Source organism: Aegicerativicinus sediminis (assembly GCF_015476115.1).
GTDB lineage: Bacteria > Bacteroidota > Bacteroidia > Flavobacteriales > Flavobacteriaceae > Aegicerativicinus > Aegicerativicinus sediminis.
In genome coordinates this window covers 3,894,481-3,916,559 of the sequence record NZ_CP064295.1, presented here as the reverse complement: position 1 = coordinate 3,916,559, position 22,079 = coordinate 3,894,481, and the positions used below count along the sequence as shown (strand labels likewise).

Below are 22,079 nucleotides of genomic sequence, written 5' to 3'. Positions count from 1 at the left end.
TTTTCAAAAGTTTTATGACAAAATTTAAAGCCTGGGTCTCTGCAATTAGACCAAGAACATTACCTCTGTCTGTCTCAGGGATTATAATTGGAAGCTGTTTCGCATATTATCAGGGGTACTTTAATTGGTTAGTCTTTATTTTGGCTTTAGGAACTACGTTAAGTTTACAAATCCTTTCAAATCTTGCCAATGATTATGGAGATGCTGTTAAAGGTACAGACGACAACACACGAGTTGGGCCCACAAGGGCAATTCAAAGTGGAATTATTTCAGAAGCAAAAATGTTTGAAGCCATTAGGTTTAACATCATCATTGTGATCATATTTTCAGTTTCTCTTATCTTCAAGGCTTTTGGTTATGCTAAATTTTTATACGCTATTTTATTTCTGGTATTAGCCGCAGCCTGTGTATATGCGGCTGTTAATTACACAGTAGGTAAAAAAGCTTACGGATATAGAGGACTAGGGGATCTTTTTGTGTTTGTATTTTTTGGACTATTAAGTACTATTGGAAGTTATTTTTTATATACCTATTCTATCGACCATCACATAATTTTACCTGCTATTGCTTTAGGGCTTTTGAGTGTCGGTGTATTGAATTTGAACAATATGCGTGATTTAGGTCCGGATAGGGATGCTGGCAAAATTACTTTGGCAGTTAAACTGGGGCCTACCTTAGCCAAGAAATATCATTTAGTTTTAATAGGAACCTCTCTTTTTCTAATACTTCTTTTTGTTATACTTTATTATTCATCACCTTCAAACCTTTTAGTATTGTTGGCATTTATACCTCTGTTTATCCATATTATAATAATTATAAGGGCAACAAAACCATCTGATTATGATGGTCAACTTAAAGTGTTGGCACTGTCCACTTTTGTATATGCTATCTTGATTGGCGTCGGCTATATTTTATAGAAAATCATTTAAGTATTTGTTTTTCAAATAATTAATGGTTAAATTTATTACAGCAATTTTGTAGGTCAACATTGTTTTAACTTCGTGTTGGCAATAAAATTTGGGGCTTTGAAACTCAGGCAAATTTCTTTAATATGCCTGAGTTTTTTTGTATTTTGAAATAAATTTCACGACATGAAAATTACTTTTTATGGGCACGCCAGTTTGGGTATAGAGGTAAACGGTGTTAAGATTATTGTGGATCCATTTATCTCCGCAAATGAAAATGCATCGCACATCAACATCGATGAATTGCAGGCCGACTATATTCTATTAACCCATGCGCATCAAGACCATATATTAGATGCAGAGAAAATTGCACAAAATACAAATGCGGTTATTGTATCTAATTTTGAAATAACTAATTATTATGAACAAAAAGGGTTTGAGGTTCATCCGATGAATCATGGTGGGAGTTGGGATTTTGAATTTGGTATTGTGAAATATGTACAGGCGATCCATACGTCTTCGTTTCCGGATGGCTCTTATGGCGGACAACCCGGCGGTTTTGTCATTGAAGGTGAGCACAAAAACATTTATATAGCTGGTGATACTGCTCTTACCATGGATATGAAATTGATTCCATTGCATCTTAAATTAGATTTGGCTGTTCTTCCAATTGGCGACAATTTTACAATGGGTGTTGATGATGCCATCATTGCAAGCGATTTTGTTGAATGCGATAAGATTTTAGGTTACCACTACGATACATTTGGTTATATAGAAATAGATCATGAAGAGGCTAAAAGAAAGTTTTTTGATAAGGGTAAAGATTTAATGCTTTTGGAAATTGGTGAGAGTATTGAACTGTAAAATCTTTTAAGTTGCCCAACAATTAACTTTTTTGGATGAAGCGATTTGTGTTATTCTGGTTTTTATCCTTCCTGTTTTGCGGCCTTCAGTTTTCAATTGCTCAAGAAGATAAACCCAAAATTGCCTTAGTTCTAAGCGGAGGTGGAGCAAAAGGGTTAGCGCATATACCGCTCCTTCAGGCCCTGGATTCTCTCGGTATTGTTCCAGATTTGGTCGTCGGTACTAGCATGGGAAGCATTGTGGGTGGTCTATATTCAATGGGTTATTCTGGAGATAGTATTGCTAATATTGCGCTCCATGCAGATTGGAGTACTCTTTTGGGTGGTAGTGTTTCACTCGCCAATGTTGGCGTTGAAGAAAAAAGTGAGTTTGATAGGTATTTATTCGATTTAAATCTTGTTAATGGCAAACCTATTATCGATGCCGCCATTTTAAATGACCAAAACCTGAGAGAATTACTTTCAGAATTAACGTATCCAGTTTATGAAATAGATAAGTTTGATGACTTAGCTATTCCTTACAGGGCCATTGCAACAGATGTTGTTAATGGTAAAGAAGTAATTTTAGATGGTGGTTCACTAGCAACCGCTATGCGCGCCAGCATGTCAATACCTTCCGTGTTTAAACCTGTGCCATACAAAGAAACATTGTTGGTAGATGGTGGTATATTGAACAATTTCCCAACAGATATTGCAAAAAATATGGGAGCAGATATCATCATTGGAAGTGATGTTGGTGGAGGAATGTTGCCAAAAGAAAAATTAAAGGATCCATTAACAATCCTTTTGCAGACCAGTATGCTCAGTAGTAACATTCAAAATGATGCAAATAGGAAACGATGCGACTTTTTACTTGATCATGTTACTCATTTGACCTATTCCACGGGCGATTTTAACAACGGTGAAGAAATTTATAATGAGGGCAAACTTGCGCTTAAAGAAAATATGTCCGGGCTGATTGAACTATCCGAAAAACTTAAACAATTCAAACAGAAAAAAGTTGAATTACCCTCAGTAAATAACTCATTTTTGTTAGATACCATAGTATATCAAAATATTAGTGAACAAAATATTGACCTAGTTAAAGCAAGAATTAAAATTGAATCTGGAAAAGAATATAGTGTGCCTGAAATTAATGAAGGTATCAATCGAATTAGGGGTACAATGTTATTCGATGCGATATATTTTAATCCAATTAGTATCGGGGAAGGTACCGGCATAGAGTTGGAGGCCTCCGAACGGTCCCCACAAAGCATAAAGGGTGCGGTTCATTACGATAGTCACAGAGGTATTGGGCTTATTATGAATTATACAGGGAGAAATATTTTGGGCGAGGCGAGCAGATCCTTGATAACCTTGGATATTGCCGAACAACCTCAATTTCGATTGCAGCACCAGAAAATATTCGGAGAGAAAAGAAGATGGTGGTGGCGCTCCGAATTGTTAGGTCAATTTCTAAAAGAAAATGTTTTTCTTGAAGGAAAACGTGCTGATAATATCAACCATACGGCCATTGTATTTGATAATCAATTCAATAAAAATCTTTCGGCCTTTAAGAGTTATATTGGTATAGGTGCGACCTATGAGTATAATAACTTGAATCCTGAGTTAGATCCTGATATTACCAACAACATTTTTGGATTGGAGCGTTATAGTTTTCATAACATTGAAGTGGGGGTGACTTTTCGTTCCAACAACATGCAATCTGTTTTTTTTCCAACAAAAGGTTCCATTTTTGAAACCTTTTTATATCGATCAATACTTCATAATGTTGAATTAAATTATTCGTTGGAAGGTGTGCCTTCCGAAAATGGAAATACAAATGGGTTTACCAAGTTTGGTGGTAATTTTGAGAAGCGATGGTCTATTGCACCAAACATTGTAATGTTTACTTCCCTTATGGGTAATTTTACAATAATTGACGAATTGGATGATGATCGTATATCATTTTCAGATTTTGGAGCAACTTCAAAGTATTCTTTAGGGGGATTTAATCAAAGCCCCAAAAGAGGTAACCTAACCTTTCCTGGTTTATATGAAGGGGAGTTATTTGTAAATCAGATAATTAAGTCTGAATTGGGATTACAGTTATCACCATTTCGAAATTTTTATGTAAGTCCCCATACCTACTTTGCCTCAATAGGGTATCAGGGTCTAAAAGAATATTTTGATGATTTTTCATCTCAATCTACGCATTGGTCTTCAGGTGTGGAACCAAGCTTATTGTGGTCTTTGGGTTCCACATTTTCCTACGATTCTTATGTGGGCCCTGTTAATTTAGACTTTTCTTATGTTAGTGGAATTGAGAAATTTAGAATATTTTTCTCAGTTGGGATTCCTTTAGGCCGTTCCTTTTAATTCCTCTTTTTCAGTTTTAGTAACTCTAGTTTGTAGCCATTTTTTTCGCAGATCTGTACTTATTTGTCCGCTGCCATCATGCTTCCAACCTGGAGGTTTAACCAAATAAAGTATACGGTCCTGAAATTTTTTCCTGCCTGAAGCGGCATCTTTAAACATTGCAATCCATTCGTGGAATGCCACTTTAAGAGGATTATATGTTTTTATATTAGAGGTTAGACCATATACTACTTTTTCCTCTTTTAACTCAGGTTGAAAGGTGCCGAACAATTTGTCCCAAATGATTAAAATTCCGGCGTGATTTCTATCCAAATAAATTGGATTACTTCCATGATGAACACGATGATGTGAAGGGGTATTCATAACAGCCTCAAAACATCTTGGCATTTTATCGATTGCCTCTGTATGTATCCAAAATTGGTAAAGTAAGCTAATTGACATTTGTAACAATATCATGGCAGGATGAAAGCCAAGAATCGGTATCCAAAGCCAAAAAATAAATGAATAGAATCCGCCCGACCAGGTTTGCCTTAACGCAGTGCTTAAATTATAATGTTCAGAAGAATGATGAACTACGTGTGAGGCCCAAAATAAACGACATTCGTGCGAAATCCGATGAAACCAATAATAGGAGAAGTCATCGGCAAAAAAAAGAAGAAGAAAACTCCACCATGTAACGGGAATGGTGAAGATTCTAAAATTTTCATAAACAAACATAAACGCCAGTAACACAATAGCTTTACTTCCAAAACCAAGTAAAACATTTCCAATTCCCATGGATATTGAAGTGAAAGCGTCCTTTGCTTCATAAGTTTTTATATTCTGCCTTGTGGTAACTATTAATTCCAAAATCATTGCTAAAATGAAAAATGGTATGGCAAAATGGATAATATTTGGAAACTCCATGGTTCTAATTCGTAAACAGAAATCCCATAAAAATACTAATTTATTTAACTACATTTGACCGCCCATGAGAGCCTATTTTAAAAAGCACATCTTAAATTTCAAACAACCGAGTGGTACTTCAAGGGGTATACTAACTCAAAAAGTAACGTGGTTTATTTTTATAGAACAAGATGGTAAGGTTGGAATAGGGGAGTGTGGTATGTTCAAGGGATTATCATTCGATGATCGTCCAGATTTTGAAAATAAGCTTCAAAATATTTGCGAGGAGGTAGACAAAGGTTTTGAACATATTTACAACCAAGCTTCGGGTTTTCCTAGTATTCAATTTGGCTTGGAAATGGCATTTAGATCTATAGACGCAGATCATCCATTTCAATTATTCCCGTCTAATTTCACGAAAGGTAATTCAGATATTCCAATTAATGGGCTTATTTGGATGGGTGATAAAGATTTTATGAGAAAGCAAATAGAATCTAAAATTGAAGAAGGATTTCGTTGTTTGAAACTTAAGATCGGTGCCATTGATTTTGAAGCTGAATTGTCATTGTTGAGAATGATTCGAAGTGTTTTTTCAAAGAATGATCTAGAAATAAGGGTAGATGCAAACGGTGCATTTCATTCCAATGAGGCCTTGGATAAATTGGGAAAATTATCAAGGTTTCATCTTCACTCTATAGAGCAACCCATAAAGCAAGGTAATTGGGAAGACATGTCTAAACTGTGTAAAAGCACCCCTCTGTCAATAGCCTTAGATGAAGAATTGATTGGGATTGAAAGTAAATACAAGTACGATTTAATAAATGCGATTCAACCGCAATATATCATCTTAAAACCTACAATGGTCGGTGGCTATAAAAGTAGCGAAGAGTGGATTGCACTGGCGGAATCTAAAGGTGTTGGATGGTGGATAACAAGTGCTCTGGAGAGTAATGTCGGCCTTAATGCAATCGCGCAATGGACTTATAAATTAAATACAACTATGCCTCAAGGATTAGGGACTGGAGGCTTATTCACTAATAATTTTTCATGCCCATTAATGGTTAAAAATGCTACATTGCATTATGAACCAACCCTAGATTGGGATTTCAATATTTAAATATGTTTATAGAATTAGCCCTTAAAATAAAAAATGATTTTTGGAGATACCTTATAGGTTCCCTAATTGTATTTGCAATGGCTATTATAGGCCAGTTTCCGTTGATGGGAGTTATTGGTTATAAGGCAATCCAGAATAACGATCTTACTTTTTTAAACGAGGAAACGATTTATAATTACCTAGACTCTAACTTGTTTCTGTTTTTGATGCTGATTTCCTTTTTGTTTGCATTAGTGGGCTTATGGTTAGCGTTAAAATATCTTCATCATCAGAGATTTAAGGAAATTATAACCACAAGACCAAAAGTAGATTGGAAACGAATTATGTTTGCCTTCTTATTTTGGGGTATTTTGTCTTCAGGACTTGTAATTTTAGATTATCTATACCTAACACCCGAAGATTATCAATTTAATTTTGAACTAAATCGGTTCTTATTGCTGGCGGTAATTGCAATTGCATTAATACCTATTCAGACTAGTGTTGAAGAGTTTTTGTTTAGAGGTTATTTAATGCAGGGTTTTGGGATTTTAGCAAAGAATAGATGGTTCCCGTTGCTTTTAACTTCATTGATATTTGGATCGTTACACGTGTTTAATCCTGAGGTAGAAAAACTGGGTTATAGCATTATGGTATATTATATTGGAACAGGTTTATTCCTTGGAATTTTAACCCTTATGGATGAAGGAATGGAGTTGTCTTTGGGATTCCATGCCGCGAATAATTTGTTTACCGCTTTGTTGGTTACATCAGATTGGACAGCATTTCAAACCTATTCCATTTTGAAAGATGTATCTGAACCACATCTTGATTTCATTGATTTGGTTTTACCTGTTTTTATATTATTCCCAGTACTTCTGCTCATTTTTGCCAAGGTTTACAAATGGAAAAATTGGAAAGAAAAGCTATTTGGCAAACTAGAATTAGGACCAACCGAAGACTATAAAATAATCGAATAAAAAAAGGAGCGAATTTCGCTCCTTTTTACATTAATGTAAACTGGTTTATTCAGTCGCCTTAATTAAAATTGCAGCCTTATTAAAATCGGATGCAGCATTAATTACGGTTCTGAATTCTTCATACCTATTTAAATCGAATTCATTGGTCTTATAAAACTCCTGAATTTTAATTATTAATTCGTTTCCTTTCAATTCGTAATTAGATTCGAATTTTGCAATTTTTTTACCATCGATTTTATAGTTCTTATCCAGTTTCAAACTATTTAACCCTTCCACAGTATAACCTTCGGGGATCTGTACTGTAATAGTATAATCGTATTGATTGGGATAGGTCATTTCAATAGGGTTTACACGTTCATTTTCTTGATACAATTCGCTTTGGGTACCAATTACTTTTCCTACTTGAAAAATATAGCTATCTCCAGCTTCCTCCAATAATGATCCAGAATTTATTTCAGAAACAACTTCAAATGGAACGTTGTATTCCTCCTGATTTAAATCCTCATTTTTAACCGTATAATTAACAATTTCCTTATCCTCAATACCAGAACCTGTGAGGTAATCTTTAAAATCTTCCTTGCCTTGTTCACTTGTAAACGTTAAGACACCCCTATTTGTAGCAGACCAATGCCCAGTATATCTTTGTTGCTGCTTAATATTCACATGGTCGAATTCATCAGGGAAACTGATTTGCATATTCCGTTCTGTCCGACTATAATCTGGATCAACCTGATCAATTTTTTGAAAGTAATGGCTATAGTCATTTCTAATAAACAATCCTTTATTGCCTAAAATGTTGAATGGTGCTTCACCAACACGGTATTCAAGCCTGTCTGGAGAAATATATTTCTTTTCGGTAGGTAGATAAATCATGAAATCTCTCAGCATGCCTGGTACGAAAAAATCAGGATCGAATTTCAATTGAAATCTATTTGCCGTAATAACAATTTCATAAGGAACTTCTAATGCTGACAAGTAGCTAGCATAAACTTTTAAAATACCAAAATCACTTGCTGTTCTATTTTGAAGAACATAGTTAAGGTTGCTCAATTCTTCATTATTATTTTTAATAACAGAGAAATTGGTTTTAACAAAATTGTCGATTCTGTTCGCCTTCTGAAAGTCGGAAAGATCTTTGTTACCATCTGTGATTTTTGCAATATCGGCCTCTAGTACAGGAGAAGTTTCAGTATGAAACACTTTTCTGCCAATGTTGTTGGAAACATTCGTCCAGAACATTTCTTGTGTAATATTCTGTCCTTTTGGAAAACATTGATATACCACCTCAATATTATTGGCTTTGGGAGTGGCATATTCCTCCTCCATCATGGCAGGGATATTTTCAATTACCAATTTCTTTGCCTTTCTTCCATCGAGAACTACATCTTCAAATTTGGCATCCGTGCGATAGGCTTTAACATTGGAGTTAAGTTCGCCTGTTATAAATAAAAATTCAGCCAGCTTTATTGGTTGACCAGATTGTAGAACTTCAGAGCCATATAGGTCGTAATCCTTCTCAACGGTATACAATACTTCGATTTCAGAATTTTTCTCAACACCTTCCAGAGCGAATATTTTGAAATCTCCATATTCCTCTACATTCTTAACTTCTTTAATGTTTTCCTTATTTAACAAGGTTATTTTGCCAGTAGAAGAAATAGCACGTGCTTTAATGTCGATTACTTCATTAACGCCATACATCGGCACATAAACTGTGTTATTTTGTGCAATCCCTTTGTCGTCTATGACCCTTGTGATGGTATGCTCGGTTTCATAAATTTTAGGTTCTTCAGAATCGGCAGGTATATAATATTCTACAATATGCCTTTTTAAAATTCCGATAGAGGAATTATCCTTTTCGGTATCAGTTAGTTTATGAATTTTTGGTTTTGGTTGCCAATCGTAATTTTTAAATTCCTGGGCATAAGTAAAGCTCCCAATTAGGAGCAATAACACAACTAATCTCTTCATTATATCTTTTCTATGATTATACTTTTTTTGTAGGCTTTTATAAGGCTTTTGATAAATTCATTCCAACTGCCAAAATTATCGTTTTCTATACTTAATGTATTTATTATCAATGTTTTTTCTTGAATAACCTTACCATCTTCTTGTTTATAGGAAATATTGAATGAGTAATCCTCATGGTCGTATGTAGATGGTTCGGGAAGGTCACTCACTTTGTAGCCCGCAGGTAATTGAAATTCTGTATTAAATATTTTCTTGAATTTATGGTCTATTTTCTTGCTGTATTTCCGTGTTTGTAGATCTACATTGCTATTGGAAAGAGTTTTATCGATATTTAAGTTGAGGTAAATTTTATCGCCAATAGTTTTTGCATAATTATTAATATTTAAATCGTAGGAAATTTTTAGTGGCGCCTCTTTATTATCAAAATTATCTTGGGTGATGTTTGTATAATTCGTTTTATTATTACCCAATGCTAAGGTCGTATTCAAAAATTCTTCAAGAGATGTATCGCCTTTGGCGAAGGTGTACTTGCTTACAAATTCTACCTTATCATAACCCGACAAATCTCTTGTTTCTGTCACTTTTAGGGTTTCACCGTCTAAATTCATCAAACAGTTAACCCTTGTTACGCTTTTTTGAGCCGGTTGTGCAGGGACTGTTATAATTTTATAATTATCCTTATCGATACCAATTAAAGCTTCCTTGGTTTGTGTAAAGGAGCTAGGCATTCCAAATGGTATGTAACTATCCGTCGCATCTAAAAATATGGTATCTTTATCTATGATGGCAGTAGTTATCATATGGTTATCGACTATTGGTGTGGGGACTTGATGGTAAGAATATTGTCGGTCTCTCGTGCCTATCCAGGTTCTATATGCTTCAATGCCGGCGTGGTTCAGCATTTCAAAAAGTAAATTAGCCATATCCTTACAATCGCCATATCTTTTGTCGCACACACTGGCAGCACTTCTCGGTACAAAACCTCCCAAACCATCTTCAAAGGCAACATAAGTAATGTTACCTTGGACCCAATCGAATATAGCCTGAGCTTTTTCTCTTTTAGTTTTTAGTTTGGATGTAATGTTGTCAGCTATAGCATAAACCTTTTCCGAAGAAGAATGATCGATTTGTTCAACCAAGGTTGTATACCATTTGTATAAATCGGATACATCATTAAGAACAGTGTGCGTTGTGCCATCCAATTCATAACTTTTTATATAAACAATTATATGTGGTAAATAATATAAGGCTGATTCACTTTTGTCCTCACCTTGAAAACCATCCACATTTTCCACAGACCAAGTATATAGGTATTTTTCACCCAAATCTTTTTTGTCAAATTGGAGATTTATTTTTTCAGTATTAAAATCTATATAACCGATATTGACATTTTTCGGAAACTCTATAGAAAGTTGTGCCTCTTTGGTTGGTACGTAGGTTCCAAAGCGAAACATCCCCATAAAATGAGGGTCGGAAACAATTTCTTTATAAGATAGATTGGTTATGGCACCTTTAGTAACTGCTGGGAAGGTAAACGTTTTAGACTCCTGGTCACTATAAAAAATGCCATTGTCAAATTCTCGTTTGGTTTCAATATAATCAACAGGGATTTTTTTGCCAGTAGCTGGAATTAAAGTATAGGCATCTATGTCTTCAATTTTTGTAAAACTGTCATAAGACATGGTTTCATTAGCAAAGAACAACTTTCTAGCGGTTAAAAATTCGGCCTGTTCAGAAATGTCTTTGGAAATATTGAATTTATTTCCTGCGAGGTCAACCGCAATATGCTCGTGACGTTTTAAATAGATATAATCTTCGTCTTTAAAGTCTTGGGAAAAACTAATAAATGGAATTATAATAGTTAGTAGGATAAAATTTTTCATAGGGAGATGATTTCCTTTGGGATGTCTTAGTATGTTTGCATTAATTTAATAACTTAAGCCGGCTAAAAATAGTATAAAAATTTTATATCCAAGATTGTACCACTATGGTTCCAGAGTATGATAAAATTCACTTAAAATTCAGTCTAAACGGAATTAATTACGATAGAGACGCCTTACATGAAGTTGCCTATAGCTTTATAAAAGAGGGGGACGAAAATGAAAAATCAATTGGAGATTTCCTTCTAGATTGGTTAGACAATAAGGAATTGATAACGCTATATACCTCTGGTTCTACAGGTCCGCAAAAACTAATCACGGTCCCTAAGCAATCTTTGGTTGCCTCGGCAATTGCTTCAGGTAATTTCTTTGGTTTAGAACCTGGAAACACTGCCCTTCAGTGTTTGCCAACCAAATATATTTCTGGAAAAATTATGTTTGTAAGAGCTATGATTTTAGGTTTAGAATTAGATTATACAATACCGGAAAGCTCACCTGTTTATGATCCTAACAAAAAATATGATTTCTGTGCAATGGTGCCGTTGCAGTTGCGAAAGTGTATAGATAGAATTTCGAATTTTAAGACTTTAATTGTTGGGGGAGCTGCGGTGCCTACCGATTTGGTAGAAGCAATACGAGATTTACCTACCCGAATTTATGAAACTTATGGTATGACGGAAACTGTTAGCCACATTGCTTTAAAGGCACTGAATGGACCAGATGCTTCCGATATATTTAAAGTACTTGAAGGCGTATCCTTAAGTGTGGATGACAGAAGTTGTCTTATAATTAATGCCCAGCATTTAAGACAAGAGCCTATTGTTACCAATGATTTGGTAGAATTAATAAGTGATACAGAATTCAGGATGATTGGTCGATATGATAATATCATTAATTCTGGAGGCGTAAAATTAAATCCAGAACAAATTGAATCTAAAATTCAGAAATATCTTCCAAACAGATTCTTTGTGGCCTCTGAGCCAGATACAGAATTAGGTGAAAAAGTAATATTGGTAATAGAAGGCAATGAAGGCGAAGATTACTCTAAATCCTTGGTTGATCTAGACAAATTTGAAACGCCAAAGAAAATTTATATCCTGAAAGAGTTTGTGGAAACACCAACCCAAAAAATTGATCGCAGCGCAACCTTAAAATTACTTTAGATTCCTTAAACTTGAAGGACTCCCAAATTAAATTGCTTGGTTATCGGGCTGTGATTTGCCGCTTCAATTCCCATGCTAATCCATTTTCTGGTATCTAGGGGGTCTATTATAGCGTCGGTCCATAATCTAGCAGCCGCATAATAAGGAGATACTTGCTGGTCGTATCGCGACTTAATCTTGTCAAATAATTCCTTTTCTTTTGCCTCTGTGATTTTCTCCCCACGCTTCTTTAAACTGGCAGTTTCAATTTGAAGCAGAACTTTTGCAGCACTATTGCCACTCATTACGGCCAATTCGGCACTTGGCCAAGCCGCTATTAAACGAGGGTCATAGGCTTTTCCGCACATAGCATAATTACCCGCCCCATAACTGTTGCCGATTACAATTGTAAATTTCGGTACCACACTATTACTTACGGCGTTTACCATTTTGGCACCATCTTTAATAATGCCGCTATGTTCACTTTTGCTACCTACCATAAAACCAGTAACATCTTGCAAAAATACTAGGGGAATTTTTTTCTGATTGCAATTAGCAATGAAGCGCGTGGCTTTATCAGCTGAATCGTTATAGATAACACCGCCGAACTGCATTTCTCCTTTTTTGTTTTTAACTACTTTCCGTTGATTCGCTACAATACCTACCGCCCATCCATCGATTCGGGCATATGCGGTTATGATTGTTTTACCATAACCCGCCTTATATTCTTCATATTCTGAATTGTCGACCAAACGGGCAATTATTTCTTTCATATCGTATTGGTCGGATCGGGTAGACGGTAGAATCCCGTAGATATCTTCTTGTTGTTCTTTGGGTTTTGCGGCTTTTTCCCTATTAAATCCGGCTTTATCAAAATCCCCAATTTTGTCCATAATGGACCTTATTTTTGTTAAGGCATCCTTGTCATCCTTAGCCTTATAATCTGTAACACCTGAAATTTCGCAATGGGTGGTTGCCCCACCCAATGTTTCATTATCAATGGTTTCACCAATGGCCGCTTTAACCAAATAACTGCCAGCAAGAAAAATACTTCCTGTTTTTTCAACTATTAAAGCTTCATCGCTCATTATTGGCAAATACGCACCTCCGGCCACACAACTGCCCATTACAGCTGCAATTTGGGTAATGCCCATACTACTCATAACGGCATTATTTCTAAAAATACGTCCGAAGTGTTCCTTGTCGGGAAAAATTTCGTCTTGCATTGGCAGAAACACCCCAGCGCTATCAACTAAATAAATAATTGGTAATCTATTTTCGATAGCAATTTCTTGGGCGCGTAAGTTTTTCTTTCCCGTAATTGGGAACCAGGCACCAGCTTTAACAGTGGCGTCATTAGCAACAACAATGCATTGCTTTCCTGAAACATATCCGATTTTTACAACAACACCTCCGGAAGGGCATCCTCCGTATTGTTCGTACATCCCTTCTCCTGCAAAAGCACCAATTTCAATGCACTTTTTAGAATCATCTAAGAGAAAATCGATGCGCTCCCTTGCCGTCATTTTGCCTTTATCATGGTGTTTTGCAATGCTTTTTTCGCCTCCACCAAGTTTTATCTTAGCCAAACGTTGCCTTAATTCTGAAACCGCCAACTTATTATGGTCTTCATTTTTATTGAAGTTGATATCCATAGATTTAATTTAGTCCGGTAAAAATACAAACATGATTCGACTTCTGTAACATAACCACCAGGATAGTCTTAAAATATGTAACATGGAAATAGTTTCCTTGGAAAATAAAATTTAATTTTGTAATTTTGACCAAGATTCAATATCAAATGAAAAAAATTGTGGTTTTCGGTGGCAGTAACAGTTCCCAATCAATTAACAAAAAGTTGGCTATATATGCAGCCAATCAACTCGATAAGGTTGAAATTGAGGTATTGGATTTGAATAATTATGAATTGCCCATTTTCGGAGTTGATTTGGAAAAAGAACGTGGTATACCTCAAGCTACTTTAGATTTTTTGGAAAAATTGCATGATTCAGATGGATTCGTAATCTCATTGGCAGAGCATAATGGAGCCTACACCGCCGCATTTAAAAATTTAATGGATTGGGCCTCCCGGGTAGATGGAAAATTATGGGGACAAAAACCAATGTTGTTACTGGCCACATCACCAGGTAGGCGAGGTGCTATGGCTGTTCTTCAGATTGCATCTAATCGATTTCCATATATGGGAGGTAATATTATTGATACCTTTTCACTACCAAGTTTTAATGAAAACTTTCAAGATGGTGAATTAGTCCATGAAGATTTTAGAAATGAACTTAATTCAAAAATTAGAACGTTTGAAAAGACACTTTTTAACTGACTGTTGATATAATGGGTAACATAGGAGAGGATATTAAATCGAACTTTAAAAATAACCGTGTGAAGGCTATTATTAATATTCTTTATACGGCCGGTTGGATCAGTAACATTCAAAATGAATTTTTTAAGGAATTCGACATTTCACCCCAGCAATTCAATATCCTTAGAATATTGAATGGTGCATCCGGACCTTTAAAGGTTCAAACCGTTAAAGAAAGAATGATTGATAGAGCTCCTAACGCAACCAGGCTAATGGATAAGTTATGTGCAAAGGAACTAATTCAACGTATTAATTGTTCTGAAGATAGGAGAGTTGTTAATGTAGAAATTACTGATAAGGGAAAGAATTTACTAAATAAAATTCCAGATGATTTTAGTGAGAACCTGCTAAAGAATATTACGGAAGAAGAGGCTGAGGCCTTAAGTAGAATACTCGATAAAATAAGATAAATTAAGAAAGGAGATAAATTTATGAATACAACAAAAGAAATAAAACTTTTTAAAGCCAATGAACGTGGTTTTGCTAACCACGGTTGGTTGCAAGCAACACATTCGTTTAGTTTTGCGAATTATTACGACCCTGAAAAAATTCAATATGGTGCTCTTCGGGTACTAAATGATGATTTAATTGCCCCTTCAATGGGATTTGGGATGCATCCCCATCAAAATATGGAGATCATTACTATTCCTTTATCGGGATTATTGAAGCATCGCGATTCTATGCACAATCAATGGCAGGAAGTTAAGCCGGGTGAAGTTCAAGTAATGTCAGCTGGTACTGGTGTAACCCATTCTGAAATAAATGGATCAACAGATAAACACCTTTCCTTGTTTCAAATCTGGATTATTCCAGACACACATAATGTTGCGCCTAGGTATGGTCAAAAATCGTTTTCAACTGAGGAAAGAAATAATGCCATGCAATGGTTGGTGACTTCTATGGATAGTGATCACGAAGGAAGTTTGAAAATTCATCAAAATGCACGAATTGGAAGAATCAATCTTTCAGAAGGTAAGGAATACTCATATAACCCTTTAAGCGATGACCATGGCACCTATGTTATGAACATAACTGGAGAATTTGAGGTTGATGATAATGTCTTAGAACATAGGGACGCAGTTGGAATTTCAGGTGGTTCATTCAACATTATGGCTAAAGAGGATTCGGATATTCTAGTCATAGAAATACCTATGTAAACTAATTAAATAACCAAAACAACCGGATATATTGTACTTAGATATATCCGGTTTTCTTTTTTAATTGTTTTACATTTTATTGAATACTATAAAAAATCGATATTTGTACTCCACTAACGATCACGAAGTATGGCTATGAATAAAAATACGGTTCTAGCTTGGGCTACGACCATTATGATAATTGTAGGTTTGGCATTAATTGCCCTTGGGGCATTTAGATATGATGATGTTGCCGGTTGGGGTTTCGCCTCAGTTGGCATCGGTTTTTTTGCAATTGCATGGGTCTTCAACGCCCTTAAAGGAAGGGTTTAACCCACATTCTAATTAAGTTTTTTCGGTTATGAGTGACGATAAGAAAGTTATTTTCTCAATGTCTGGAGTTACCAAAACCTTTCAAGGTGCAAATACTCCTGTTATCAAGAATATTTATCTCAGCTTTTTTTACGGGGCTAAAATTGGTATACTAGGTTTAAATGGATCTGGTAAATCAACTTTGTTGAAAATTATTGCAGGTATTGACAAGAATTACCAGGGTGATGTAGTTTTTGCACCGGGTTATACAGTTGGTTATCTTGAACAAGAGCCACATTTAGACGACAACAAAACAGTTTTAGAAATCGTAAAAGAAGGTGTCGGCGAGATTGTTGCTGTTTTAGAGGAGTATAACAAAATCAATGATATGTTTGGGTTGGAAGAAGTGTATTCGGATCCAGATAAGATGGAAAAATTGATGAATCGTCAAGCGGAGCTTCAAGACAAGATTGATGCTAACGATGCATGGGATTTAGATACCAAGCTTGAAATTGCCATGGACGCACTTCGTACACCAGAACCAGATAGGCAAATTAAGAATCTTTCAGGTGGAGAACGTCGTCGTGTCGCTTTGTGTAGGCTACTTTTGAAAGAACCAGATGTGTTACTTTTAGATGAGCCAACCAACCATTTAGATGCAGAATCGGTACATTGGTTAGAGCACCATTTAGCTCAATATAAAGGCACTGTAATTGCGGTTACCCACGATCGTTATTTTTTGGATAATGTTGCCGGATGGATTTTAGAATTAGATAGGGGGGAAGGTATTCCTTGGAAAGGAAATTACTCCTCATGGTTAGAGCAAAAATCTACTCGTTTAGCACAGGAACAAAAGCAAGCGAGCAAGCGCCAAAAAACGTTAGAACGTGAATTGGAATGGGTGAGAATGGCTCCAAAAGGTCGCCAAGCCAAGCAAAAAGCCCGTTTGAACAACTATGACAAGCTTGTAAATCAAGATCAAAAGCAATTAGAAGAAAAGCTGGAAATATACATTCCTAACGGACCACGTCTTGGAACGAATGTTATTGAAGCAAAAAATGTTGCCAAAGCCTATGGCGACAAATTATTATATGAAGATCTCAATTTTAAATTGCCACAAGCAGGAATTGTTGGAGTTATTGGTCCGAATGGCGCTGGTAAAACAACGATTTTCAAAATGATAATGGGCGAGGAAACCCCAGATAAGGGAGAATTCATTGTAGGTGATACTGCGAAAATAGCCTATGTGGATCAGGCGCATTCCAATATAGATTCTGAAAAAACAATTTGGCAGAATTTTAGCGATGGCCAGGAACTGATAATGATGGGTGGTAGGCAAGTTAATTCCAGAGCCTATTTAAGCAGGTTTAATTTTTCTGGGAATGAACAGAACAAGAAAGTGAAATTGCTTTCTGGAGGTGAAAGGAATAGACTTCATTTAGCAATGACACTGAAAGAAGAGGGTAACGTTTTGCTTCTGGATGAGCCAACAAACGACTTAGACGTAAATACGTTAAGAGCCTTAGAAGAAGGTTTGGAAAATTTTGCTGGTTGTGCAGTTATTATTTCTCACGATCGTTGGTTTTTAGATAGAATATGTACCCATATACTAGCATTCGAAGGGGATTCGCAAGTATATTTCTTCGAGGGAAGTTTTAGCGACTATGAAGAAAATAAGAAAAAACGTTTGGGAGCTGATCTTATGCCTAAACGCATAAAATACAAGAAATTAGTACGTTAAAGTTAAAATATTTGTAACGTTTAATCTATTTGGCCGTCTTTTAAAGAAATAGTTTCTAACTTTCTTTTATGAGATTTCTAACTGGCCTTCTGTGCATTTTATTTCTTTCCGTTAATTCAACAGTATCTGTTAGGAATGTTGTTGCTAATAGTGCCATATCTGAAATTGACAAAATTTTTGAAGGCAAGAAAATCCAAATTGAGGTACGTTATTATGGTGGAATTAATCCGAGTCTTATAGGAAAAAGTATATTAACTATAACTTCCATTTCAAATTCAAAGTTCAATTTGAATTTTTCCAAGTTCAGAGGTGGAAATTATAAAGGTGAATTTTCGCAAACTGAAAAAAACACGCTTAAATGTCACTTTAAAGATCTACTTCTAGCCCATCATCAAAATAGAATTATCATGGGCAATTGCACAAATTTTGACAAGTGTTTTGTTCTAATAGGTAATGGAAAAAAGCTTGAAATTAAACCTAATATTTTTTCTCAAAAGCAAGAGAATTTAGAGGTTTGGCTTCAACAAAAATTTAGTTGATTCAGGGCCTATTATCATAAAGATGGCCTTCCGTAAAATCACGGTATTTTTCTTCTGTTTCTTCCTGTTTAAATTCAGTGAGTTTTTTGTTTTCAGCTTTTAACTTAAACATTTTTAAAATGGCTAAACCAATGAAAATGGCAAAGACTATTGAAGTTATAATAAGTACAATTGAAAGTTGAGAGGCGCTAACAAGTAGTAAATTAATAGAAATAAGCGGTGTCATCGCATATGCAGATTTGGTTACATCTTACTAAGATAGCCCTTTTTTTACTATCCTAATCCTTTCATTTTAAAATTGTTAAAAACTTTCGTGCGAATTCTCTTGCCCGAAAATTCAGAACATTTCTTTAAGCATCTGGCTTTTCTCCATACCAATCTAGTAATACTACCTTGATATTGCCATCGCCGTTATTAACAATGGATTTAAATTTTTTAGGGTCGCTACCTCTGTAATGATAAGGTATGGCCATTTCCGGCTTAAATGCTAATACAGCATCGGCTGCCTGCTCTTCCGTCATCGTATAAGGCAAATTCATACATATAAAGGCAACATCTATGTTTTTTAGGGTGCGCATCTCACGGATATCTTCGGTATCTCCAGAGATGTATATGCGTTTTCCGTTAATTGTTAGCACATAACCATTTCCTCTTCCTTTAGGGTGATATTGCAAGGCCTCTTCTCTAAGATTATACATAGGTATTCCTTCGATGTCTAATGACAATTTGGATGTAGAAAAGCTTTTACTTAATCCATTAAATAGAAGTTCAAAATTGTTTTTTAATTCTGCCGGAATTTGGTCTCTAATGGCCCTTGGGCCAATTATCTTTGTGGTTTTTGTCATTATTCCTTTGATGGTTTCAAGGTTGTAATGATCACCATGGATATCGGTAATAATAATGAAATTTGGAGGTCTCATACCTGCATAGGTACTGGCCCCGCCTACAGGATCGACATATATTACATCTGTAGTTGTTTCCAAAACCATACTGGCATGATTGATCGGGTGAAGAATAATATCATCAATAGCATAAGCATTATCTGGAACAACCGGTTTAGGTTTTGGTGTAGTTTTGGGTTTAGTAACGGTTTCCTTTTTTTCAACCTCCGTATTATCAATAACCTCAGAATCTTCAACAATAACTGGTGTTGAATCTATTTCTACTTCGGTTTCTTCAATAATTTCTGGTTCTTCTGTCTGGGCATCTTCCTTTATTTCTTTACAGCCAAAAATTAGCATTAATGAGAGGGTGAGAATTAGTGGAAATCTATTCATAATTAGAAAATTTTGTCCTAAAGATAGCATTTCTTTAAAAAATCACTTTGTAACATTTCAATTAATTGACATACCAATATTTAGGAACATTTTAGTTTAGATATAGACTTATTTTAACGAAATTGCTTCTCCTTTCATTTTAGTTTAACCTATTAATACCTATACCATGTCCGAAGATTTTGATCTTTTAGAAACAGATTCCAATAATAAACAAGATAAAGTAGACGTCAATTGGGGAAAAGCCATTGACACCATGAAATCTAAACTTGCACAGGAAGATGACCCTGAAGTCAGGCAAAAAATATTGAACGCAACATTAGACGATGTTGTTCATATGGCTGAGAAAGATAGAACTACCTTGTTAGATGCTATTAAAGATCTTACTGATTACCAGGATGAAGTTGGAATTATTTTTGAAAAATTTTCCTCCCTAAATGCAACCGAACAAAAGGTAATAGATGATGCCATAAAGAAGCTTGAACGTGCGGAAACTGAATTAAGGGAAGCTGAAGACAAACCAGATACGTGGTGGAATAACCTTTGGGGTAGAAAATCCAGGATTAAAAAGGCGCAAGATGATTTGAAGATTGCCCAAAAAGAGCGTGATGCTGCCGATAACAAAGCAAAGGCAATGTTTCAAGAACGTATTGAAAGTGCAGATGTACAAACGCTGTTGAGTGAGCTATCCTTTAAAAGTCAAGCAGCCATTTCTCGATTAAAAGATAGGGAGGTAGAAATAAAGGAGGTGGAAGACAAATTGCAAGATGCAATTGTTGAAGCTACTAAAAATCATACCCGGGCATTAGAGAAGAAGAAAGAAGTTGAAGCGGAGCTAGAGGAGCAATATGCCTTATTAAAACAAGCACGTCAAGAATTGCAGGAAATTGCCGATAAGCAATCTGCCGAATATGCACAGGCTATAGGAAAAGTAACAACGCTTGAACAAAAAGTTGAGGAACTTGAAGGATTGAAAAACGCTTATACAACCTTAGCTGCAAGTAAGGACAGTTTTGTACATAAACATAATCTTACTATAAAGGTATTGACTTCCTTAAGAAGTAATTTACAAACCCATCGTGCTAAACTTAAATCTGACACTGAAGAGCGATTGAAGTATTATGATGGTTATGTTGTTGCCTTGAAAGCGCGCACCGACCAAGAATTTGCGGCCATATTGGAACATCTTGGTGTTAAGACTGATGAGCATATTGGTGAGACCTTGGCTGCAATGCATACCGCAAGCGCCAAAGCTAGACAAGAAATGATGGACAATATTCCTGTTCACGAAAAAATTATGCAAGGGGTTTATAGCAGTTATGCTGAGGCTCTTCAAGAAATTCGAAAGAAGGATGTTGATATCCAAAAGAATTTTGCAGAACGGTACGGTATAGATATGAAAGAAATCTTTGAAGATTATTATAATGCAGAAGAATCTACTAAGCCTTCCCCTGAAGCCCCTAAAGAGGCTAAGGCAAAAAACACAACCGAGGATGATCTTTTAAATTAAATTTCTTTGGCAGATTGCCATCAATTTATTGAGTAATTATAAAATTACCCCATGTCTGTTAATCATATTGTAACTCCTTTAGATTCAGCTGTTCTGGATTCGAAAGAACAGTATAATTTCTATCATAAGCTCATAGATTTTTCACTTAAGGAGATTATTGTTGGCGTGCAGAAAAACAACCTAATCAATTCACAAGAGTTAGTGTTTTTCAAGCAATATTGCGATTTGTTGCTTTATTCCATAGAGGCTATGAGAATAAAGTATATGTACGACACCGAAGATAATATGAAGATTGACCTAACAGATTCTGGATTTCCAAATTTTTTGGAATTTAGGTATCTCTTCAATGACCTCTCATTGAGGAATCAATTTATCGAAAAGCTAAAGGGCATCGATGAGTTGAAGACAGAATTTCTAGATACTTTGATGCGACGCAAAAAGCCGATTAATAGGGACAAATTATTTCAGGCGGCTTCAATTGTTTACTATACATCCGTTGAGCAGAAATATATATTCAATCGGTTTGTACAAGGTAAAATAATCAAGGCTGAACCAAATGCTCCGGCAACTTATTTAACCTCATGGAGTTTTTATGACGTTGCATTAAACCGACCCTTTGTCTGTTTCATGTATTTTGATGCTGACTTGGATGTGGAAAAGGAAAGACATGTTATTTATGAAGTCTTAAAATCATCCGCAGATCGAAATATGCCGCTAGATACGATGGCATATGGAATTGATAGAAGGTTGCATGAAGTGTATCCGAAATTAATAAAGAGAATCGATTTGGGACCGGTTTGCCATATTTTCACGAAGGATGAGCATGTACTTACACATGCCATACTCGAAAGTATTTCAAAAAAATCATTAACTCCAGATTCTTTTGCTGTTGATTTCTCATTGTCATTGGTAAAAAGTAAGGGTACGTTTACAGAGGGTGGATTTTTCTCCAAGCAAACTATGCAGAGATGGGGGACTACCGAAGAGCAAAAGTATCTCTTCGCGCCTCATAGGGTAATACAAATGTTATATACTAAAGTGCCTGAAATTATAAGTGATTTAATGAAGCCTCCTTTTGAAGTTAGCCCGCTTAATTATCAACCTTAATTCTTA

Annotated in this window: 20 protein-coding genes; 14 read left to right on the top strand and 6 right to left on the bottom strand. The window is 35.6% G+C overall.

Features of this window, described 5'->3' with window-relative positions:
- The first annotated feature begins 14 nt into the window (after positions 1-14).
- The 3 genes from menA to ISU00_RS16840 all read left to right on the top strand — a co-directional run bounded on the left by menA (position 15) and on the right by ISU00_RS16840 (position 4,126).
- Positions 15-917 carry a 1,4-dihydroxy-2-naphthoate octaprenyltransferase gene (gene menA / locus ISU00_RS16850; RefSeq protein WP_228851844.1) on the top strand — a complete coding sequence of 301 codons (903 nt, stop codon included), beginning with the start codon at positions 15-17 and terminating at the stop codon, positions 915-917.
- A gap of 174 nt (positions 918-1,091) precedes the next feature.
- The gene (locus tag ISU00_RS16845) at positions 1,092-1,769 is read left to right on the top strand and encodes a metal-dependent hydrolase (protein WP_228851843.1); all 678 of its coding nucleotides are present in this window, start codon (positions 1,092-1,094) and stop codon (positions 1,767-1,769) included.
- A gap of 35 nt (positions 1,770-1,804) precedes the next feature.
- Positions 1,805-4,126 (top strand): patatin-like phospholipase family protein, encoded by a 2,322-nt coding sequence (locus ISU00_RS16840; RefSeq protein ID WP_228851842.1) that lies wholly within the window; start codon positions 1,805-1,807, stop codon positions 4,124-4,126.
- Here ISU00_RS16840 and ISU00_RS16835 read toward each other — a convergent pair.
- Positions 4,109-5,032 carry a sterol desaturase family protein gene (locus ISU00_RS16835; protein ID WP_228851841.1) on the bottom strand — a complete coding sequence of 308 codons (924 nt, stop codon included), beginning with the start codon at positions 5,030-5,032 and terminating at the stop codon, positions 4,109-4,111. The genes ISU00_RS16840 and ISU00_RS16835 overlap by 18 nt on opposite strands.
- Before the next feature lie 64 nt (positions 5,033-5,096).
- On the opposite strand from ISU00_RS16835, the gene ISU00_RS16830 reads away from it, so the two are divergent.
- On the top strand, positions 5,097-6,128 hold the full coding sequence (locus tag ISU00_RS16830) for an o-succinylbenzoate synthase (RefSeq protein WP_228851840.1): 1,032 nt from the start codon (positions 5,097-5,099) through the stop codon (positions 6,126-6,128).
- 2 nt (positions 6,129-6,130) lie between these two features.
- Complete coding sequence (locus ISU00_RS16825; protein ID WP_228851839.1) at positions 6,131-7,084, top strand: CPBP family intramembrane glutamic endopeptidase; 954 nt, start codon at positions 6,131-6,133, stop codon at positions 7,082-7,084.
- A gap of 45 nt (positions 7,085-7,129) precedes the next feature.
- Here ISU00_RS16825 and ISU00_RS16820 read toward each other — a convergent pair whose 3' ends face one another.
- A complete protein-coding gene (locus ISU00_RS16820) occupies positions 7,130-9,055 on the bottom strand; it encodes a hypothetical protein (protein ID WP_228851838.1) in 1,926 nt (641 codons plus the stop codon).
- Positions 9,055-10,938: a DUF3857 domain-containing protein gene (locus tag ISU00_RS16815; RefSeq protein ID WP_228851837.1), complete on the bottom strand. Its 1,884-nt coding sequence runs from the start codon at positions 10,936-10,938 to the stop codon at positions 9,055-9,057. The genes ISU00_RS16820 and ISU00_RS16815 overlap by 1 nt, the downstream gene beginning before the upstream one ends.
- A 104-nt stretch (positions 10,939-11,042) precedes the next feature.
- On the opposite strand from ISU00_RS16815, the gene ISU00_RS16810 reads away from it, so the two are divergent.
- Complete coding sequence (locus ISU00_RS16810; RefSeq protein WP_228851836.1) at positions 11,043-12,098, top strand: AMP-binding protein; 1,056 nt, start codon at positions 11,043-11,045, stop codon at positions 12,096-12,098.
- 5 nt (positions 12,099-12,103) lie between these two features.
- Here the strand turns inward: ISU00_RS16810 and ISU00_RS16805 are convergent, their stop codons facing one another.
- A complete protein-coding gene (locus tag ISU00_RS16805; RefSeq protein ID WP_228851835.1) occupies positions 12,104-13,732 on the bottom strand; it encodes an acyl-CoA carboxylase subunit beta in 1,629 nt (542 codons plus the stop codon).
- A gap of 146 nt (positions 13,733-13,878) precedes the next feature.
- Here ISU00_RS16805 and ISU00_RS16800 point away from each other — a divergent pair, with 146 nt between their 5' ends.
- From ISU00_RS16800 to ISU00_RS16775, 6 genes are all read left to right on the top strand, one after another.
- Complete coding sequence (locus tag ISU00_RS16800; RefSeq protein WP_228851834.1) at positions 13,879-14,415, top strand: NADPH-dependent FMN reductase; 537 nt, start codon at positions 13,879-13,881, stop codon at positions 14,413-14,415.
- A gap of 11 nt (positions 14,416-14,426) precedes the next feature.
- Positions 14,427-14,864, top strand: coding sequence for a MarR family winged helix-turn-helix transcriptional regulator (locus ISU00_RS16795; protein WP_228851833.1), 438 nt, complete (start codon positions 14,427-14,429; stop codon positions 14,862-14,864).
- Between the two features lie 21 nt (positions 14,865-14,885).
- Positions 14,886-15,611, top strand: coding sequence for a pirin family protein (locus tag ISU00_RS16790; protein WP_228851832.1), 726 nt, complete (start codon positions 14,886-14,888; stop codon positions 15,609-15,611).
- Between the two features lie 129 nt (positions 15,612-15,740).
- A complete protein-coding gene (locus ISU00_RS16785; RefSeq protein WP_027878875.1) occupies positions 15,741-15,923 on the top strand; it encodes a CAL67264 family membrane protein in 183 nt (60 codons plus the stop codon).
- 28 nt (positions 15,924-15,951) lie between these two features.
- Entirely contained in the window at positions 15,952-17,643 is a 1,692-nt protein-coding gene (gene ettA, locus ISU00_RS16780; RefSeq protein ID WP_228851831.1) for an energy-dependent translational throttle protein EttA, read from the top strand.
- Between the two features lie 68 nt (positions 17,644-17,711).
- The gene (locus tag ISU00_RS16775; RefSeq protein ID WP_228851830.1) at positions 17,712-18,182 is read left to right on the top strand and encodes a hypothetical protein; all 471 of its coding nucleotides are present in this window, start codon (positions 17,712-17,714) and stop codon (positions 18,180-18,182) included.
- Position 18,183: 1 nt separating this feature from the next.
- On the opposite strand, the gene ISU00_RS16770 is transcribed toward ISU00_RS16775, so the two are convergent.
- Together ISU00_RS16770 and ISU00_RS16765 are read right to left on the bottom strand one after the other, a co-directional pair.
- Positions 18,184-18,408: a hypothetical protein gene (locus ISU00_RS16770; protein WP_228851829.1), complete on the bottom strand. Its 225-nt coding sequence runs from the start codon at positions 18,406-18,408 to the stop codon at positions 18,184-18,186.
- Positions 18,409-18,532: 124 nt separating this feature from the next.
- On the bottom strand, positions 18,533-19,459 hold the full coding sequence (locus ISU00_RS16765) for an MBL fold metallo-hydrolase (protein WP_228851828.1): 927 nt from the start codon (positions 19,457-19,459) through the stop codon (positions 18,533-18,535).
- A 166-nt stretch (positions 19,460-19,625) separates the two neighbouring features.
- Between ISU00_RS16765 and ISU00_RS16760 the strand changes: the two genes are divergently transcribed.
- Both ISU00_RS16760 and ISU00_RS16755 read left to right on the top strand, forming a co-directional pair.
- A complete protein-coding gene (locus tag ISU00_RS16760; RefSeq protein ID WP_228851827.1) occupies positions 19,626-20,966 on the top strand; it encodes a coiled-coil domain-containing protein in 1,341 nt (446 codons plus the stop codon).
- 51 nt (positions 20,967-21,017) lie between these two features.
- Entirely contained in the window at positions 21,018-22,073 is a 1,056-nt protein-coding gene (locus ISU00_RS16755) for a hypothetical protein (RefSeq protein WP_228851826.1), read from the top strand.
- Positions 22,074-22,079: the final 6 nt, after the last annotated feature.

What these genes read in the sequence shown, in the direction of transcription:
- ISU00_RS16820 (WP_228851838.1), bottom strand. Translation starts at nt 9,055, where the DNA reads ATGAAGAGATTAGTTGTGTTATTGCTCCTAATTGGGAGCTTTACTTAT.
- ISU00_RS16760 (WP_228851827.1), top strand. Translation starts at nt 19,626, where the DNA reads ATGTCCGAAGATTTTGATCTTTTAGAAACAGATTCCAATAATAAACAA.
- ISU00_RS16805 (WP_228851835.1), bottom strand. Translation starts at nt 13,732, where the DNA reads ATGGATATCAACTTCAATAAAAATGAAGACCATAATAAGTTGGCGGTT.
- menA (WP_228851844.1), top strand. Translation starts at nt 15, where the DNA reads ATGACAAAATTTAAAGCCTGGGTCTCTGCAATTAGACCAAGAACATTA.
- ISU00_RS16755 (WP_228851826.1), top strand. Translation starts at nt 21,018, where the DNA reads ATGTCTGTTAATCATATTGTAACTCCTTTAGATTCAGCTGTTCTGGAT.
- ISU00_RS16815 (WP_228851837.1), bottom strand. Translation starts at nt 10,938, where the DNA reads ATGAAAAATTTTATCCTACTAACTATTATAATTCCATTTATTAGTTTT.
- ISU00_RS16790 (WP_228851832.1), top strand. Translation starts at nt 14,886, where the DNA reads ATGAATACAACAAAAGAAATAAAACTTTTTAAAGCCAATGAACGTGGT.
- ISU00_RS16825 (WP_228851839.1), top strand. Translation starts at nt 6,131, where the DNA reads ATGTTTATAGAATTAGCCCTTAAAATAAAAAATGATTTTTGGAGATAC.
- ISU00_RS16785 (WP_027878875.1), top strand. Translation starts at nt 15,741, where the DNA reads ATGGCTATGAATAAAAATACGGTTCTAGCTTGGGCTACGACCATTATG.
- ISU00_RS16810 (WP_228851836.1), top strand. Translation starts at nt 11,043, where the DNA reads ATGGTTCCAGAGTATGATAAAATTCACTTAAAATTCAGTCTAAACGGA.
- ISU00_RS16845 (WP_228851843.1), top strand. Translation starts at nt 1,092, where the DNA reads ATGAAAATTACTTTTTATGGGCACGCCAGTTTGGGTATAGAGGTAAAC.
- ISU00_RS16840 (WP_228851842.1), top strand. Translation starts at nt 1,805, where the DNA reads ATGAAGCGATTTGTGTTATTCTGGTTTTTATCCTTCCTGTTTTGCGGC.
- ISU00_RS16835 (WP_228851841.1), bottom strand. Translation starts at nt 5,032, where the DNA reads ATGGAGTTTCCAAATATTATCCATTTTGCCATACCATTTTTCATTTTA.
- ISU00_RS16830 (WP_228851840.1), top strand. Translation starts at nt 5,097, where the DNA reads ATGAGAGCCTATTTTAAAAAGCACATCTTAAATTTCAAACAACCGAGT.
- ISU00_RS16775 (WP_228851830.1), top strand. Translation starts at nt 17,712, where the DNA reads ATGAGATTTCTAACTGGCCTTCTGTGCATTTTATTTCTTTCCGTTAAT.
- ISU00_RS16795 (WP_228851833.1), top strand. Translation starts at nt 14,427, where the DNA reads ATGGGTAACATAGGAGAGGATATTAAATCGAACTTTAAAAATAACCGT.
- ISU00_RS16765 (WP_228851828.1), bottom strand. Translation starts at nt 19,459, where the DNA reads ATGAATAGATTTCCACTAATTCTCACCCTCTCATTAATGCTAATTTTT.
- ISU00_RS16770 (WP_228851829.1), bottom strand. Translation starts at nt 18,408, where the DNA reads ATGACACCGCTTATTTCTATTAATTTACTACTTGTTAGCGCCTCTCAA.
- ettA (WP_228851831.1), top strand. Translation starts at nt 15,952, where the DNA reads ATGAGTGACGATAAGAAAGTTATTTTCTCAATGTCTGGAGTTACCAAA.
- ISU00_RS16800 (WP_228851834.1), top strand. Translation starts at nt 13,879, where the DNA reads ATGAAAAAAATTGTGGTTTTCGGTGGCAGTAACAGTTCCCAATCAATT.